16 protein-coding genes are annotated in these 16745 nt (G+C 35.6%); 8 read left to right on the top strand and 8 right to left on the bottom strand.

Translation table 11 applies throughout. The annotated features are described in order from the left end of the window. Positions 1-52 precede the first annotated feature (52 nt). Positions 53-1045, top strand: coding sequence for a DUF2157 domain-containing protein (locus J2X31_RS15210; protein ID WP_310027808.1), 993 nt, complete (start codon positions 53-55; stop codon positions 1043-1045). Further along, positions 1029-2180, top strand: coding sequence for a hypothetical protein (locus J2X31_RS15205; RefSeq protein ID WP_310027806.1), 1152 nt, complete (start codon positions 1029-1031; stop codon positions 2178-2180). Before J2X31_RS15210 ends, J2X31_RS15205 begins: the two co-directional genes overlap by 17 nt. A 110-nt stretch (positions 2181-2290) precedes the next feature. Here the strand turns inward: J2X31_RS15205 and J2X31_RS15200 are convergent, their stop codons facing one another. Next, complete coding sequence (locus J2X31_RS15200; protein WP_310027805.1) at positions 2291-3655, bottom strand: serine hydrolase domain-containing protein; 1365 nt, start codon at positions 3653-3655, stop codon at positions 2291-2293. Between the two features lie 120 nt (positions 3656-3775). Here J2X31_RS15200 and J2X31_RS15195 point away from each other — a divergent pair, with 120 nt between their 5' ends. The 6 genes from J2X31_RS15195 to J2X31_RS15170 all read left to right on the top strand — a co-directional run bounded on the left by J2X31_RS15195 (position 3776) and on the right by J2X31_RS15170 (position 7724). Further along, positions 3776-4990: an aminotransferase class V-fold PLP-dependent enzyme gene (locus J2X31_RS15195; protein WP_310027804.1), complete on the top strand. Its 1215-nt coding sequence runs from the start codon at positions 3776-3778 to the stop codon at positions 4988-4990. A 12-nt stretch (positions 4991-5002) separates the two neighbouring features. After that, positions 5003-5428, top strand: coding sequence for a hypothetical protein (locus J2X31_RS15190; protein WP_310027803.1), 426 nt, complete (start codon positions 5003-5005; stop codon positions 5426-5428). A 1-nt stretch (position 5429) separates the two neighbouring features. Next, positions 5430-5852 (top strand): SufE family protein, encoded by a 423-nt coding sequence (locus tag J2X31_RS15185; RefSeq protein WP_310027801.1) that lies wholly within the window; start codon positions 5430-5432, stop codon positions 5850-5852. Between the two features lie 3 nt (positions 5853-5855). Continuing rightward, positions 5856-6179, top strand: coding sequence for an SUF system Fe-S cluster assembly protein (locus tag J2X31_RS15180; RefSeq protein WP_310027800.1), 324 nt, complete (start codon positions 5856-5858; stop codon positions 6177-6179). Positions 6180-6254: 75 nt separating this feature from the next. Continuing rightward, entirely contained in the window at positions 6255-6764 is a 510-nt protein-coding gene (locus tag J2X31_RS15175; RefSeq protein WP_310027798.1) for a DUF2480 family protein, read from the top strand. Positions 6765-6842: 78 nt separating this feature from the next. Next, positions 6843-7724 (top strand): DUF3078 domain-containing protein, encoded by an 882-nt coding sequence (locus tag J2X31_RS15170; protein WP_310027796.1) that lies wholly within the window; start codon positions 6843-6845, stop codon positions 7722-7724. A 227-nt stretch (positions 7725-7951) separates the two neighbouring features. On the opposite strand, the gene J2X31_RS15165 is transcribed toward J2X31_RS15170, so the two are convergent. The 7 genes from J2X31_RS15165 to J2X31_RS15135 all read right to left on the bottom strand — a co-directional run bounded on the left by J2X31_RS15165 (position 7952) and on the right by J2X31_RS15135 (position 16743). Then, the gene (locus J2X31_RS15165; RefSeq protein ID WP_310027794.1) at positions 7952-10582 is read right to left on the bottom strand and encodes a carboxypeptidase-like regulatory domain-containing protein; all 2631 of its coding nucleotides are present in this window, start codon (positions 10580-10582) and stop codon (positions 7952-7954) included. Further along, positions 10583-11419 (bottom strand): GLPGLI family protein, encoded by an 837-nt coding sequence (locus tag J2X31_RS15160; protein ID WP_310027791.1) that lies wholly within the window; start codon positions 11417-11419, stop codon positions 10583-10585. A 69-nt stretch (positions 11420-11488) separates the two neighbouring features. Then, positions 11489-11806, bottom strand: a complete 318-nt coding sequence (locus tag J2X31_RS15155; RefSeq protein WP_310027789.1) for a hypothetical protein — start codon at positions 11804-11806, stop codon at positions 11489-11491. 146 nt (positions 11807-11952) lie between these two features. After that, positions 11953-12606: a response regulator gene (locus tag J2X31_RS15150; protein WP_310027787.1), complete on the bottom strand. Its 654-nt coding sequence runs from the start codon at positions 12604-12606 to the stop codon at positions 11953-11955. Positions 12607-12867: 261 nt separating this feature from the next. Then, positions 12868-13524: a CoA transferase subunit B gene (locus J2X31_RS15145; protein WP_310027785.1), complete on the bottom strand. Its 657-nt coding sequence runs from the start codon at positions 13522-13524 to the stop codon at positions 12868-12870. 74 nt (positions 13525-13598) lie between these two features. Next, positions 13599-14297 (bottom strand): CoA transferase subunit A, encoded by a 699-nt coding sequence (locus tag J2X31_RS15140; protein WP_310027784.1) that lies wholly within the window; start codon positions 14295-14297, stop codon positions 13599-13601. A 139-nt stretch (positions 14298-14436) separates the two neighbouring features. Next, positions 14437-16743, bottom strand: a complete 2307-nt coding sequence (locus J2X31_RS15135; RefSeq protein ID WP_310027782.1) for a penicillin-binding protein 1A — start codon at positions 16741-16743, stop codon at positions 14437-14439. Positions 16744-16745 lie beyond the last annotated feature (2 nt).

Genomic DNA, 16745 nt, shown 5'->3' with positions numbered 1-16745 from the left:
TTCACATTCTAAAATTCATATATTTGATAGCATCGCTTTAAATCAAATTAGTATGAATACAACCAATAGAAACATCCAAAAGCTTTTAGACAAAGCATTGTTGAGCAAGGAACAAGAAATCGGAATCCGGAATTACTTTTCACAAGGTATTTTTTCACTTCGGAACGAATTGCTTTTTTTGATGTACTTGTCGGTTTTGCTGTTTACATCAGGAGTTGGTGTTTTGATTTATAAAAATATCGACACGATTGGACACTCCTTGATTTTATTGGCAATGTTTGTTTTAATTGTCGTTTGTTTTTACTTCAGTTTCAAAGAATCCAAAGGATTTTCTAAAGCCGATATCGATTTTGAAAATCCGGTTTACAATTACTTGGTGCTTTTGGCAGTTATTTTGAGTTGCAGTTTCATGGGTTACATTCAATTTCAGTATGCCGTTTTTGGAAATTACTTCGAAATTTCAATCTATATTTCTGCTTTTATAGCATTGGCTTCAGCCTATTATTTCAATAACAAAAGTGCATTATCCATCGGGATTACTGCTTTGATAACCTCACTCGGAATTTCCTTAACACCAAGAACACTCATCAATAATGATGTTTATTGGAACGAAACCTTATCCTATTATGGTTTGATTTTGGGATTACTCATCGTGCTGTGGTCGATTTATTCTAAAAATATCGGACTAAAAAAGCACTTCGATTTAGTGCTGTTGACTTTCGCTTTGCATCTCATAAGCATATGTTGTATTGCAGGTTTGATAAACGATATTTGGTTTCTTTTTCTATTCCTAATGGCTGGTTCAAGCTATTTTTTCTACCAAAAAAGCTTCGAAATTCAGGCCATTTCCATTTATATTTTCACACTTTTATACGGCTTTATCGGCTTTAATATCTTTATAGTTAGGCTTCTCGAACATACCAATTTTGAAGATTTTTGGGAATTATTTATCATCATCCTTCCGGTATATTTCATCACTTCGATAGTCTTGTTTGTAAAAGCGATTAAAAATTTCAATAAAAAAACCAATGATAGCCTACAATAAAACCCTTTTAGAAAATACTTTTTTAGTCGAAGAAGCTATCGATTTAAAAAAATCTGGATTCATCCTGGACGAAAATCTAAATTCGATAAAACAGCAATTATCGACTTTAAAAACAAGCCGAAATATATTTGTCAGAGCTGGTTTTTTCCTTTTAGGAGCCTTGCTGTATCTGTCAATAATTGGATTGCTTTTTTTAATTATTATGAATTCAAGTTCTGATTTTGAAACGATCGGATTCGTAGTTTCAATCATCGGAATAGCAATTTTAGAACTCCTTTGCAACCAAAATTACTTCCGACACGGACTGGATGACGCCTTTATTATTGGTGCACAATTGAGCTTTTATTCTACAATTGTCGCTGATTCCGATTCTCCAATAGGTGCTTTTATTTCAATGATTATAATCGGTTTGGCGTTTGCCATTAGATATGTAAACACCTTGTCGTTCCTAGTTTTTCTATCCGGAATCGTTTTCCTGATAAGTTTTCTTCTGATAGAATACACAGAAATTTCGGCGATTTTGCCTTTTATTTTATTAGCAATAGCCATCGGATTTTATTATATCCATCAAAAATTCAAAGACCATCAAAAGCTTTATTTCTATGAAGATGTATCGGAGTGGTTTTTCATCTCCACGCTTTTTCTTGGATACGTTTCGGTCAATTATTTTGTAGTCAGAACACTTTCTGAAGAATTATTATCAGCCGATTATTCCAAAACAGCTATGCCTTTTGGTTGGATGTTTTACATATTGATGTTTGCGGTTCCGCTGGTTTACATCGTCTACTCCCTAAAAACAAAAAACAGGACAATGCTCTACATTGGTGGACTGACATTTGCACTTTCCATCGTCACTTTCCGCTATTATCACAGCGTTTTGCCTGCAGAATGGGCTTTGATACTTTCCGGATTAGGAATTTTTTCCTTCGTTTATTTTGTCATCCAAAAAATAAAAACAAACGAAACTGGGATCACATTTCAACACGATCGCACCAACGATACCGCAATGCTCAACAATATCGAGGCTTTAATAGTAAACTCTCAGGATATAAAGCACGCCGAAGAAACACAGCAATCCACAATGCCTTTTGGTGGCGGAGGATTTAGTGGTGGCGGTTCAGGAGGAAGTTTTTAAAATTTAGGAGCGAATGGCTCGGGCGTTTTAGGAATCCATGTTCCCGCTTTCCATTACAATAAAAAAGTCCCGAAACACTCGGGACTTTTTTATTTCCATTACAATCGGGGCTATTTGATAGATTTTTGGGTTTCTTGGAAACTCCCCAAAACCCCCTTCAAAAATCCATTAAAATCAAAAGCTTCATCATCGGTCAAGCCAAAACGTACAATCACCAAATCCATTGATGGAATGATGAATATTTTCTGACCTTGAAAACCACTTGCATAATAAAGGTCTTTTGGAGCATCAGGGTATTTTCCACCAGCATTGAGCCAAAAGTGTCCGCCGTATCTTCCATCAGAAGTATTGGTTGGAGTTGCCACATAATTGGACCAACTTTCCTCAAAAAGCTGTTCGCCGTTCCAAGTTCCATTTCTAAGGTATAATAATCCAAATTTAGCCCAATCTCTCGTGGTTGCCCAAGCATAGGAAGAACCAACATAATTCCCAACCATATCCGTTTCCACCAACATCGAATGCATCCCGATTTTATCAATCAAAGAAGAATACCAAAAATCCAGATATTCTTGATGTGTTTTGAATTGTTTCCTCAAAATATTAGATAACAAATTTGAAGTTCCTGATGAATAATTCCAGCTTTGATTCGGGGCTCCAACCATAGGTTTTTCAAGTTGCACTTTTGCCATATCTTCCGCTTCAAAAAGCATTTTTGTAGCATCACAAATCTTATCGTATTTCTCTTCCCATGCCAAGCCCGAATTCATGTGGAGTAAATCGTTAAGGGTAATTTTAGCACGTTCATCGTTTTTCCATTCTGTAATTGGAGCTGGATTATTGATGTTCAGTTTGCCTTGTTTTTGCAGGATTCCAAAATAGGTTGCTGTCAAACTTTTAGTCATCGACCAGCCTAAAATTTTCGAATTTTTATCAAAACCAGTGTCGTATTTTTCGGCTACTAGTTTATCTTTATGCAAAATCACAACCGAACGGCTTCGCTTGGTTTTTTCACCTTTTTTATCAAAAGCATCAGCCAAAGCTTTCTCTAATTTTGCATAATCAATAGTCTGAAAAACAGTGTCTTTTGGTTCTAGATTTCCATAAGGATAAGGCAAATTGTTCTCGATTTTAGTTCTTTTTGGAACCAAATACGGTTTTGAAACATCAAAATTATCGTTGATTAGAGTCACACCCAAACCTTCACGGTAAATCGCTTTTCGTTCTTTCAAACCATAAACGGATGAGGTGGCGTATTGTTCTTTTTCGTTGATTTTGTTTTTTGCCAAATCAATCAAATCCATATCATTGTCACCCAATTCTATCATTTCTTGGGAACGTTTGTCTATAAAATGTCCCGAAGCGATACTTTTTGCAGAGAAACCAGAAATTAAATCGAGTTTGGGATAGGTCGTAAATCCGAAGAAAACAAAGAGTAAAACTAATGCAATGCCTAAAAACTTGAAGAATTTTTTCATTTGAAGAAGATAATGTTGCGTTTCCGTAAATGTAAAAAACAAACCCATTATTAACAAGTGATTAGTAAAAAACCGTTCCGTTTTTACTACTTTTGTATTTAGATTTTTTCTAAATAAATTATGTTAGATATTCAAAAAATTCGTACCGATTTTCCGATACTTTCCCAAAAAGTAAACGGCAAACCATTGGTTTATTTTGACAACGGTGCGACTTCCCAAAAGCCTCAAATTGTACTTGATGCCATCACAAAATACTACAGTGAAATCAATGCGAATATTCATCGTGGCGTTCACACTTTGAGTCAACTGGCAACGGATGCTTACGAAGAATCAAGAAAGAAAATACAAACGCATATCAATGCAAAATTCAGCCACGAAGTTTTGTTTACTTCTGGAACAACCCACGGAATCAATTTGGTCACTAACGGTTTTGGATCGATTTTAAAACCAGGTGATGAGGTTTTGGTTTCGGCTTTAGAACATCATAGCAATATCGTTCCTTGGCAGATGCTTTGCGAAAAAACTGGAGCTACTTTAAAAGTAATTCCGATGGATGAAAACGGAGAATTGATTATGTTGGAATACGACAAATTACTTTCTGAAAAGACCAAAATAGTTACCGTAAACCATATTTCTAACGCATTGGGAACCATCAACCCAATAGAATACATGACCGAGAAAGCCCATGAAGTTGGTGCTGCAATCTTGATTGATGGAGCTCAAGCCACACCACATTTAAAACCCGATGTTCAGGAATTGGATTGTGATTTTTATGTTTTTTCAGGACATAAAATCTGTGGTCCAACAGGAACTGGGATTTTATACGGAAAAGAAGAATGGCTCAACAAATTACCGCCGTATCAAGGTGGTGGTGAAATGATAAAGGAAGTAACATTCGAGAAAACAACTTATGCCGATTTGCCACATAAATTTGAAGCCGGAACACCAAATATTGCTGGAGGAATCGTTCTTGGAGTGGCAATTGATTACTTGAATAAGATTGGTTTTGAGAATATTCAACAACAAGAAAAAGAACTTTTAGAATACGGAACAAAAAGATTATTGGAAATCGATGGTTTGAAGATTTACGGCACATCAAAAGAAAAAACTTCCGTAATTTCGTTTAATATCGATGGTATCCATCCGTATGATATTGGAACCATAATTGACAAACAAGGAATTGCCGTTAGAACCGGACATCATTGTGCTCAACCGATTATGAATTTCTTCGGAATTCCGGGGACAATCAGGGCATCATTTTCGTTTTATAACACAAAAGAAGAAATTGATTTGATGATTGAAGCCGTGAAAAAAGCACAAAGAATGTTGTCTTAAAAATTTAAAACTATGAAAGTATTTGCAATGATTTTTCTAACGCTTTTTCTGACCAAAGGTTGTGACAGGCAGTTGAGCGATGAAATGAAAGAGGCAACGATAGAATATCAGGCCACTTCGAGAGGATTTTATTTGAATATAAACATCCAAGATGAAAAACTGACGATGACCAGACAGCGTGATGGCGAAACCAAAGAATATGAATTGAGCAATCAGGACTGGAAAGATTTTGCGAACCTTTATAAAAAAGTAGATTTGGATAAACTTTCAGAATATAAAGATCCGACCCAAAAACGTTTTTACGATGGTGCGGCAATTGCCAATTTAAGAGTAGTCTATGAAGGAAAAACATATGTAACAAAAGGTTTCGATCACGGAAATCCACCAATAGAGATTGAAGAATTTGTAAATAAGATAGTTTCATTTTCAGATAATTAAGATGACGATAAAAGAAGTACAGGACGAGATTGTGGAAGAATTTTCAATGTTCGATGATTGGGACGAACGATACCAATATGTAATTGATTTAGGAAAAAGCCTTCCCTTGATCGAAGAAAAATATAAAGTTGAGGAAAACACCATCAAGGGATGCCAGTCGAAAGTTTGGCTTCACGGCGAAGAAATAGACGATAAAATTGTTTTCACTGCCGATAGTGATGCGATCATTACAAAAGGAATTATTGCCGTTTTAATCCGTGCGTTTTCAAACCATAAAGCTTCGGATATTTTGGAAGCCGATACAAAATTTATAGATGAAATTGGCTTGAAGGAACAATTATCGCCAACACGTGCCAATGGTTTGGTTTCGATGATCAAGCAGATTAAAATGTATGCATTGGCATTTAATTCACAAGAAAAATAAATTATGGAACAAGAAATAGACACCAATTTGCTAGGAGAACAAATCGTAAAGAAATTAAAAACCATTTACGATCCTGAAATTCCAGTAGATATTTATGAATTAGGTTTGATTTACGATGTAATGGTCAACACCGATTATGAAGTAAAAATCCTGATGACCTTGACTTCTCCAAACTGTCCGGTTGCCGAAAGTTTGCCAAGAGAAGTGGAAGAAAAAGTAAAGGGCATCGAAAACGTAAAAGCTGCCGAAGTGGAAATCACTTTCGATCCGCCTTGGAGCAAGGATTTGATGAGTGAAGAAGCAAAGCTTGAATTAGGAATGCTATAAATTTAGTTTCCAGTTTTCAGTCACAGTTGGCAGTTTTCCAACTGCGACTGAAAACTGCGACTGAAAACTTAAAAAATGGAAGAAATTATAAACAGAGTTGCCAATTCTGCACTCGAAGTTTTTGATTTAGAAGATTATTATCCAACTGTGACACGTTCCGAAATTGATATTTCGCAATGGCTTTTGGAGGGATTTCTTTTGAAGGAAAAAGACTTTCGTGAACATTTAAAGAACTATGATTGGCAACAATATCAGGACCAATATGTAGCAGTTTTTTGCAGTACAGATGCCATTGTTCCGGCTTGGGCTTCGATTTTGGTTACGTTGCATTTGGCACCATTTGCCAGGAAAGTGATTGATGGAACCATTGAAGACTTGGATGCCGTTTTGTATGAAGAATTATTGCCACACATCGATTATTCTGTTTATAGAGATAAACCCGTAATCATCAAAGGGTGTTCCAGAAAACCAGTTCCGATGAGAGCCTATATCTTGGCGGCACAAAAGCTTCAGCCATTTGCCAAAAGCATCATGTATGGAGAAGCTTGTTCGGCTGTTCCGCTATACAAAGCAGCTAAAAAATAAAGTTGTTGGTACAGTCTTTGCGACTTCATTTTCAACCAAAATTAGTATCTTTATATACCAAACTCTAAAAAATCAACCATGAAAAAACTTGCATTAATCCTACTAACGCTAAGTTTAACAGCAGTTAACGCTCAGGAAACAGAGAACGATACCATAAGTCCTTGGAAATCTAAAGGAAATGCATCACTACTACTAAATCAATCCAATTTTAGCAATTGGGCTGCTGGTGGGGAAAACAACCTTTCGGGAAATTTAGGAATCAACTACGATTTGAATTATAAAAAAGACGACTGGACTTGGGACAACAAATTGATGGCTTCCTATGGTTTGGTGAAGACTAACAATTCTCCTTTCGAGAAAAAGACCGATGACCGTTTGGAGTTCAACTCCATCTTGGGTAAAAAAGCATCAGGTCAATGGTCCTATTCTGCATTTTTGAATTTCAGGACACAATTTACAAAGGGATATATTTATGGAAAAGATGAAAATGGTGCAGAAATTAGAACAGAAAGTACGGATTTCCTATCTCCTGGATATCTAACTTTTGGACCAGGTATGTTATGGACAAAAGACCAAAACCTGAAAATAAATTTAGCACCGGCAACTTCAAAATTAACTTTTGTGGACAATTATTACACCTCACTTCCAGGCTATGTGGATGGAACTTATTTTGGAGTAGATGCCAATAAAAGTCTGCGTTATGAGTTAGGTTTTTATGCTTCCGCTTATTATAAATTAGATATTATGGCGAATGTAACGGCCGAAAACATTTTGAATCTTTACAGCAATTATTTAGAAGAAACTCAAAATGTCGATGTCGATTATACCTTAAATATTGTCATGAAAATCAATCGGTATCTATCAACCAATTTTTCTTTTCAAGCCATTTATGATGACAATGCGTTTCGAGGATTGCAAACAAGACAGGTTTTTGGTTTAGGAATCAATTATGGTTTCTAAAGCTATATATCTTAAAGCAAAAAACCACAAAATTCAATTTGAGTTTTGTGGTTTTTTTATTGATGAAGATCACAGCTTATAACTCACCGAAAATAAAATTACCCTCGGCAAAACAATAAGTCGTCCTTTCGCTAATCATATAATCCGAGAAGGAATAATCGTTCTTGACTTCGTTATCAAACACGTTATTGACAGAAAGTTCAAACCCAAAAGGACTGTTTTTCTTTTTATAACGAAAACCTAATCTTAAAAACGACCTGTCTAGGTCTTAAATTGAAATTGGTTTCTAGATAACTAAAATCGCTTATGTTTACTGTTCTGTAATTTTTGGTATTGAAAATATTACAGAGTTGCAACTCCAAGTCGATTTTATTTTTCTTGGTCGTATATCGGTAAAGCATATCTAAAAAAAAGTTTTCTGATTGTTGGGAAAACAAATCGTTGTTTACATATTCCGATTTTAAAGCAAAATACTGGTTCTCTTTTGGATGTAAATTCAAGTTGAGCAGATGGTTTTGCTGACTTATTGTTGGACTGGATTGGTTTTGAACTTTATTTTTGGCAAACATCCAATTCAATTGATATTCAACAATGAACCATTTGGTTACATCGGTTTCAATTTTACTTCCAAAACCCCAATTCTTATTGTTTATGTCCGAAAGCTCCAAATTTAATATCTGTTGAAATTCTTGTAATCCTACATTTGCATTCATAGTAATATTGGACTTTATTACACTAAAATATTTGCTCAAACGGCCCGAAATTGTATGTGCAATTTTGGTGTTATTTTGTTCAATTGCTTGTAATGAGGTTGCTCCATTTTCTAAAATTTGGGTGGTGTATAATAGGTTGTTGTCGCTATTCGAATAATAGTACATCACATTCCCAAACAACGTTTCGATTGGATTTCTATAGAAAACTCCTGCTGAAAGATTTCGGTTGAAGATTTGAGGCAATTCACTGTTAATTTGCTGTATATTTCTGTAATTCTGTAAAATATAAGCATAATGCAGTTGATTGATTGTTCCAAACTGGTTGTCTATACCTGTTGAGAAATTGACCTTCCAAAAGTTATTCCAGTCGTAAAGCACTGATAGCCTTGGTTCAAAAGTAAGTTGAGTTAAATTTTCTTGTTCCTGTAAAGGTCGATCTTCTATATTGTAAGTATGCAAATTGAGCGGCATTGTGAAATCCATTCGCCACTTGTCTTTTTTATATTGGGTTTGCAGTTGGAAATAAGCTTTAGCTCGTTTCCACTTCAAGCGATTTGAAAATTCAGGATTCAACAAAATGTTTTCAGAAGTAGACAATTGTGTTTGTAATTCCTGATTTTCATACTCAAAACCAACTTTAGGTTCAAACGAAAAACGCTTTATTGCTTTCGTAAGGCTGATATAATTATGGGTATAAAACGTTTGCAAATCTACTTCCTGCAATAGTTTGTCAAAAGGGTTTCCATTGTTCGTTAATTCTTCAAATTGTCCCGGATTCACAGCCAAAGTTTGGGGTGTTTTGTGAAACACAATATTTGAATTCAAGGTTATCATTTGTTTTCCAACAGCAAAAATAGATTTTAAATTATTATTTAGTTTAAAATATCGATTGTGTAGTTCCTGTTGTAAGCCTTCACCATTTAAATTAATAGTACCCCGTTGACAGTCCCAAAAACCCTCAAATTGCAAATTGTTTTTCAAATAATTATTTGCTGTGTTTTTTTCCAAACTCAAAGTGGTATGCAAAGAATTTAGATAAAATTGATTGTATTTTTCTTCTACTAAAGTGACCCTATCTGTTGGCGTGATAAATTGAGTAGTAGTACCTCCATTTTGCTGTTGATAGTCATTTAAGTAGGACATATTAAGTCGAATTTCATAATTCTTCTTGAGCTTGTGCAGATAATTAAAAGAAAACAAATGAACATTGTTGTCCAACCATCTTTTTTCAGAAAAATTAGGTCGAGCTAATTGTTGTAATGCCAGCCAATCTGTTTTTTGGGAATTGCTTTCAAATTGGTTTACCAAATCCTCGACTGTAAGTTGGTTCAATTGTGCTCCAACATTTTCACCTGTGTTGTTGGATTGATAAGAAATCAAAAGTTGACGGTTCTTGGTAAACAGCATTGGAGTGATATTGGCGTCCCAAAGTAATGGTGAAAGTCCGGCTCCAACTTTGGCTTGACCTGTAAACGTGTAGCCTTTTTTTAATTTAATATTGATTGCAGCCCGATCAGAAAAAACCAAGCTATCCAATACTTTTATAGGCTGATGATTTTCTACTATTTGAACGTTACTTACTTCTCCAAACGGAAGATTTTCATTTGCCAAATGATACTTTCCACCCAGCAAATCGAGACCTTCAATATAATATTTATTGATAGGTTTACCTTGATATAAAATCCTGCCATCGGTTCCTACTTCTATCCCCGGCAAACGTTTCAAAATATCAGAAATCGTTCTATCTTGTGTATTTGCAAAACTTGAAACGCTATAACTAATGGTGTCTCCGTCTCTTCGAATGGGTGTTGTCTTAACCGCAATTTCCTTTAATTCAAACGCTTCATGAGTGAGGACAAAATCTAAGGTTTGGGTTTTATTGGCAACTGATTGTGAAACGGAAGCAAAACCCATAGATTTTATTTCAATAACGATTGCTGCAGAAGATTCCTCTATTGTAATCGTGTAGGTTCCTTTTGTATCAGTAATAGCATAGCCTAGAATTTTTCCTTGATTATCTCGAATTGTAACATTTACACCATTGAGTGCGTTTTGCTCTTGGTCAAAAACAACTCCATTAAAGGTGTTTTGAGCAAAAACAAAAGAGGAAAACCACAAAAAAAAAGCTAAGAAAAAAACTTTCATCTATTTGTCAAAAATTTCTATTGGATTGTAAGGTAAACTTTTTTTATCGGCTTGATCAATGTCTTGATAAAACAAATAAGGTTTATCGTGGTATTTTTTTTCGATTTTTATAAATTCTGGTCTTGTAATAGAAGTCTTTTTTTCGGTTACATACAAATAAATGCTGGTCGGCTTTTGATTAATTCCACTAAAAGTAAATTTAAAATTTTCTTTAGAGTCATATACCTCCAAAATCAAACCTGGCAAACCACCAAAAACATAAGGCCCATAGGCCAAAGGGATTTCATTTGTAAACCAAGCCGTCCAGTTTCTACCACCGAAATATATTGTAGCACATTGAACTTTATAGCCCAAGATTTCCTTAAACTCTTCTTTTAATTTCCAATGTTGCTTTGTTTTACCAACATTAAATTCATAATTATCAGAAGATATGGATTGTTCAAAAACAAATACGGAATCCTGAAATTGGTTGATAATATCAATTTCAAAGCCTACCTTGGCTTGAATACTCAAGCTTACATTAATTTCCTTTGCTTGAATTTTATCTTTCTCCAGATATGCGATGAAAAGAGAATCTAATTGTAATTTATGAACGTCGGAAAATTTGCTATAAGAGTTGCCTATTTGTAAAACTGTCAAGGCAATTTGCTGGGTAGTTTTTTTCTCAGGAACTCTCAAGTACTGATAATCATAATACACATTAAATTTTGATTGATCCAAATACTTCGCACTAACTTTACTTGGGGTAAAACTGATGTTTGTTTCGATTGTTTGGCTGTTGCAATAAAAAGAGCTTAACGTTATTGACCAAATCACTGTACTTTTTAGGAAATTCATTTTAAAGATTTTTTTTAGATAAAACACACCTTGTAAGTCCAACAAGGTGTGTAGGTTTTTAGATCATTATTAGCACTTCACAGAATCAAAATATTGGACTTGTTTTATTAGCTGATTCATATTGCTATAATTATCAGCACATAGATAGTAAACACTACCGCAAGAAGATGTAACCGTAATCCAACTCGAGCAAGCTCCCGTTTCTTCATCAATAACATCTACATATTGTACTTTGTAGCCATAAATTTCTAATGAGCTTATTGTCTCATTCTGTACAATAGAAGTAGCTTGGAAATCATTCTTTGGGAAATCTTCAAATTTAATGTCATTTGCAAAAGCAAACGAACCAATTAGAATAAAAGCTAGAGAAAAAATTGTTTTTTTCATAATAAATTGTTTTTAAAATTATTAAATTGTTTTTGGTTAATGCATTAAAACCATTGTGAAATTGTAGCATTTAAAACAATTATCAAAATTTAAAATTCACTTTTAACAAAATATACAGTTTAACCGTACTGAGAGGTATAGTTCAACTATACAAAGCTTCTTTTTTTAGCTTCTTGAAGCAATGTGGTGTTATTGTCAACGTTCAATGCTTTCTTCATTTTAGCAATTCGTTTATTGATGGCACCTTCACCAAGACCTATCTTTTCACTCATGGCTTTTATCATATAGCCTTGAGCAAGGTGGTATAAAATTTGTCGGTTGTAGTCTTCTGCTAACACATTTGTTTCCCAGCCTTCACGATACATTCTTTCAACACCTGTACTTTTATATATCTTTCCATACATTACTTGATTTAAAAGAATTGGAAAATTATTAGGGTCTAAATCAATTTTAAAAACAAATCCTTCAGGTTTAACTTTTTGGGCAATTTCAAAAACAGTAATTCCATCCATCATTGCAGTGATAATGATCACTTTGCAATTGGGCATAAATTGTTTAATATATGAGGCTAAATCCCCTCCCGTGAGCATTTTTTGTTCAAGAAAGGGAGGCATACTGTAATCCAATACCGCCAAATCAAACGATTTGTTTTGAGAAAGCATCTCTTGAATAGCATTAAACGTTATTTCGCAGGAAGTGCATTCAATAAGTTCTAATGGTTCGCTTTGCAAAGTTTCAATAATTATCGTCTTGAAACTATCAAGAATAAAGGAGTGGTCATCGGCAAGTATAACATTCATCTTATATGGATTAAAACAATTTCTTAAATGTAGGAAAAATTGCTTTTCAGATGTTAATTTTTATCTACTTTAACAAATGGTACAGTTCAACTGTATCATTTGTTAAAATAAATATGTTCTATATAGCGGATAATTATATATATATACTATCAAATTGTGTTGAAAAAAAGAAGAAATTGATTGCTACAATAAGCTTTAATGCAAAAGCCCAAAAATTCAAATTGAGTTTTTGGGCTTTTTATAAGTATGTAATTATACTTTCTAATTCAAATTCATCTCCGGAATATCTCCATCAATAATCAAATCAGCTTCGGTTGAAGCGATGATGTGTTCTACTGAAACCCCTGGGGCTCTTTCCAAAAGCTTGAAACCTTTTGGTGTAATTTCTAAAACAGCCAATTCGGTTACTACTTTTTTCACACAGCCAACTCCTGTTAAGGGCAAAGTACATCTTTTAAGAATTTTCGATTCTCCCGCTTTGTTGACGTGCATCATGGCGACAATAATGTTTTCGGCGGAAGCCACCAAATCCATAGCACCACCCATTCCTTTTACCATTTTTCCTGGGATTTTCCAATTGGCAATATCACCATTTTCGGCAACTTCCATTGCTCCAAGAATGGTAAGATCTACTTTTTGGCTGCGGATCATTCCGAAACTGAAGGCAGAATCAAAGAAACTCGCTCCGGGAAGCGTTGTAATGGTTTGTTTTCCAGCATTGATCACATCGGCGTCTTCTTCTCCTTCAAAAGGAAATGGTCCCATTCCTAGGACTCCATTTTCGCTTTGAAATTCAACAGAAATATCTTCGCGAACGTAATTAGCTACCAAGGTCGGAATCCCGATTCCAAGGTTTACGTAGTATTTATCTTTTACTTCTTTCGCAATTCGTTTGGCTATGTCTTCTTTTGTTAACATAAAATATATTTTTAACCATTAAGAAATTAAGATGCATTAAGTATCTGTCAAATCTTAAAAAAGGATTTTAATTACTATTTTTTTCTCACGGTTCTTTGCTCAATTCGTTTTTCAAATTTCTCTCCTTTGAAGATACGTTGTACCATGATTCCAGGAATATGAATTTGATTCGGGTCGAGTGTTCCAACGGGAACCAATTCTTCTACTTCGGCAATGGTGATTTTTGCGGCACCAGCCATACAAGCGTTGAAGTTTCTGGCAGTTCCTTTGAAGATTAAGTTTCCGGCAACATCGCCTTTCCACGCTTTTACGATGGAAAAATCGGCTTTGTAGGCTTCTTCCATGATGTGCATTTTTCCGTTGAATTCGCGTGCTTCTTTTCCTTCGGCAACTTCTGTTCCGTAGCCTGCTGGAGTGAAGAAGGCTGGAATTCCGGCTTGTGCGGCACGGCATTTTTCAGCTAATGTTCCTTGTGGTGTCAATTCAACATCGAGTTCGCCTGAAAGCATTTGGCGTTCGAATTCGGCGTTTTCTCCAACATAGGAAGAGATCATCTTCTTGATTTGTTTTTTCTGCAAAAGCAATCCCAGACCAAAATCATCTACACCTGCATTGTTGGATATGCAAGTTAAATCGGTGACATTCATCTTTACCAATTCGGCAATGCTGTTTTCTGGAATTCCTGAAAGTCCGAAACCTCCAAGCATTATCGTCATTGAATCTTCAATTCCTTGAAGTGCTTCTTGTACGTTGTTTACTTTTTTATTGATCATAGTTGGTTAGTAGTTTAAAAACAAAAGGTTATTTTGAAACCGAATGCCCTAGCCCCGATTGCAACGAAAATCCTTTTAATTTTTTCCTTTAAAAAATTAAAAGATTGAAGTGGAAAGCGGGAAGTAGCTCCAAAAAAAATTAGAAGTCAAATTCATCGGTATCTTGTTCTATATCAACAGCTGTTGTGTCTTTTACTTGTGGCACCCAGCAATCTACTTTTATGGCAAGGTTTTTTGGTCGTTCAAACGGTTCTTTGGATACGGTTAGGGTTTTATCTTCGTAGCATTTCTTCATAAACATTCCAAAAATCGGCAAGGCCATTGTGGCTCCTTGGCCATAGGTAATGCCTTTGAAATGTGCCGAACGGTCCTCGTTACCCACCCAAACTCCGGTTGCAAGGTTTGGAACCATACCCATAAACCACCCGTCTGACTGGTTTTGTGAAGTTCCCGTTTTTCCTGCAATTGGATTTCTCAATACATAAGGATAACCGGTTACGCGATTGTATCCGTGACCTCCGCCATCGGTTCTTAATCGTGCTCCAGAACCACTTTCAGTAACGCCTTCCAATAATTTTATTACTGCGTATGCAATGTCCCTGTTCAAAACATCGTGTGATTCTGGAACGGAACGGAACAATACATTTCCGTTTTTGTCTTCAATTCTGTCGATAACTTGTGGTTTTACATAAACGCCTTGGTTGGCAAACGTACTGTAAGCGGCAACCATGTCGTGAACGGTGATTTCTACTGCTCCAAGAGCGATTGAGGGTTGTGCTGGAATATCCGATTTTACACCTAATTTTTTTGTCAAATCGATTACGGCTTCTGGGCCAACTCGGTCGATTAATTTAGCCGAAACGGTGTTGATTGAAAGTGCCAAGGCTTTTTTCAAGGTCACCATTCCACGGTATTCGTGGTTGGAATTGTTTGGTGTCCAAGTTTCGGTTACGTGGTGTTTTCCTTTTGGAATTGTGTAGGGTGCATCGATAATGGAATCGCAAGGCGAATATCCTTGCTGTTCGATTGCTGTTGCATAAACGAACGGCTTGAACGTTGAACCAACCTGACGGGCTCCTTGTTGCACGTGATCGTATTGGAAGTGTTTGTAGTTGATTCCACCAACCCAAACTTTAATGGCTCCGGTTGCTGGTTCCATAGACATCATACCGCTTTGAAGGAAGTGTTTGTAGTATCGGATGGAATCATTTGGCGTCATAATGGTGTCTTTTTCGCCATTCCAAGAAAAAACTTTCATTTTAGTTTTTATTGTGAACGATTTTTTAATATCGTCTTCATCTTTTCCTTCGGCTGACATGATTCGCCATCTTTCGGATGTTTTTCGGGCACGATTCATCAGGTTTTCTGTTTCCTTTTCAGAAATATTTACGAAAGGGGCATTCTTGTTTTTCTTGCTTTCGATGGCAAATTCTTTTTGAAGATTCGCCATGTGTGCATAAACCGCTTCCTCTGCATAACGTTGCATTCGGGAGTCGATGGTCGTATAAATTTTTAGACCATCTCGATAAATATCATAATCCGTTCCGTCTGGTTTTTTGTTTTCCTTTACCCAAGCTTTCATATATTCACGAAGGTATTCACGGAAATAGGTTGCCATTCCTTCCTTGTGGGTTTGCAATTTGAAATCTAACGTAATTGGAAGTTGGCTGTATTTTTCTTTCTGTGCTTCGGTAATGATTTTAGATTTTACCATTTGCCCTAAAACCACATTTCGTCGGTTTTTTACACCTTGAGCATTTCGGACAGGGTTATAAAGTGATGAATTTTTGAACATTCCGACTAAAATAGCCGATTCATCGATGGTCAAGTCTTTTGGTTCTTTGTTGAAATAGGTTTTGGCTGCTGAACGGATTCCTACTGCATAATTATTGAAATCATATACATTGAAATACATTGCAATGATTTCGTTTTTAGTGTATTGTCTTTCTAGTCTTGTGGCAATAATCCACTCTTTGATTTTTTGAAGGATTCTGAAAGGCAAAAATTTAGATCCTTCACCATGAAATAATTGTTTTGCCAATTGTTGCGAAAGCGTACTTGCCCCACCACTTGTTCCTAAACTTGTAACGGCTCTCAGCGTTCCTCTTCCGTCAATTCCAGAATGGTCATAAAAACGTTCGTCTTCGGTGGCAACCAAAGCATCTACAAGGTGCTTCGGCAAATCTTCGTATTTGACAGATGTCCTGTTTTCGTTGTAAAACTTACCGATGGTTTCTCCATCAGCAGAAATGATTTCTGTTGCCAGATTTGACTCAGGGTTTTCAAGGTCTTCGAAAGAGGGCATCGAACCCAAAATTCCCCAAGAGGCTAGTAGGAATATTAAAAAAACTACTCCTAAACCTCCTGCAAATATTTTCCAGAATTGTTTTTTATAATAAGCAAAATCCTTTTCTACAGGCTTGTTGCTGTTTTTTTTAATCGCCATAA

The organism is Flavobacterium arsenatis (genome assembly GCF_031456785.1).
In the GTDB taxonomy this organism is placed as follows: domain Bacteria; phylum Bacteroidota; class Bacteroidia; order Flavobacteriales; family Flavobacteriaceae; genus Flavobacterium; species Flavobacterium arsenatis.
This window is presented reverse-complemented; position numbering and strand designations above follow the sequence as displayed.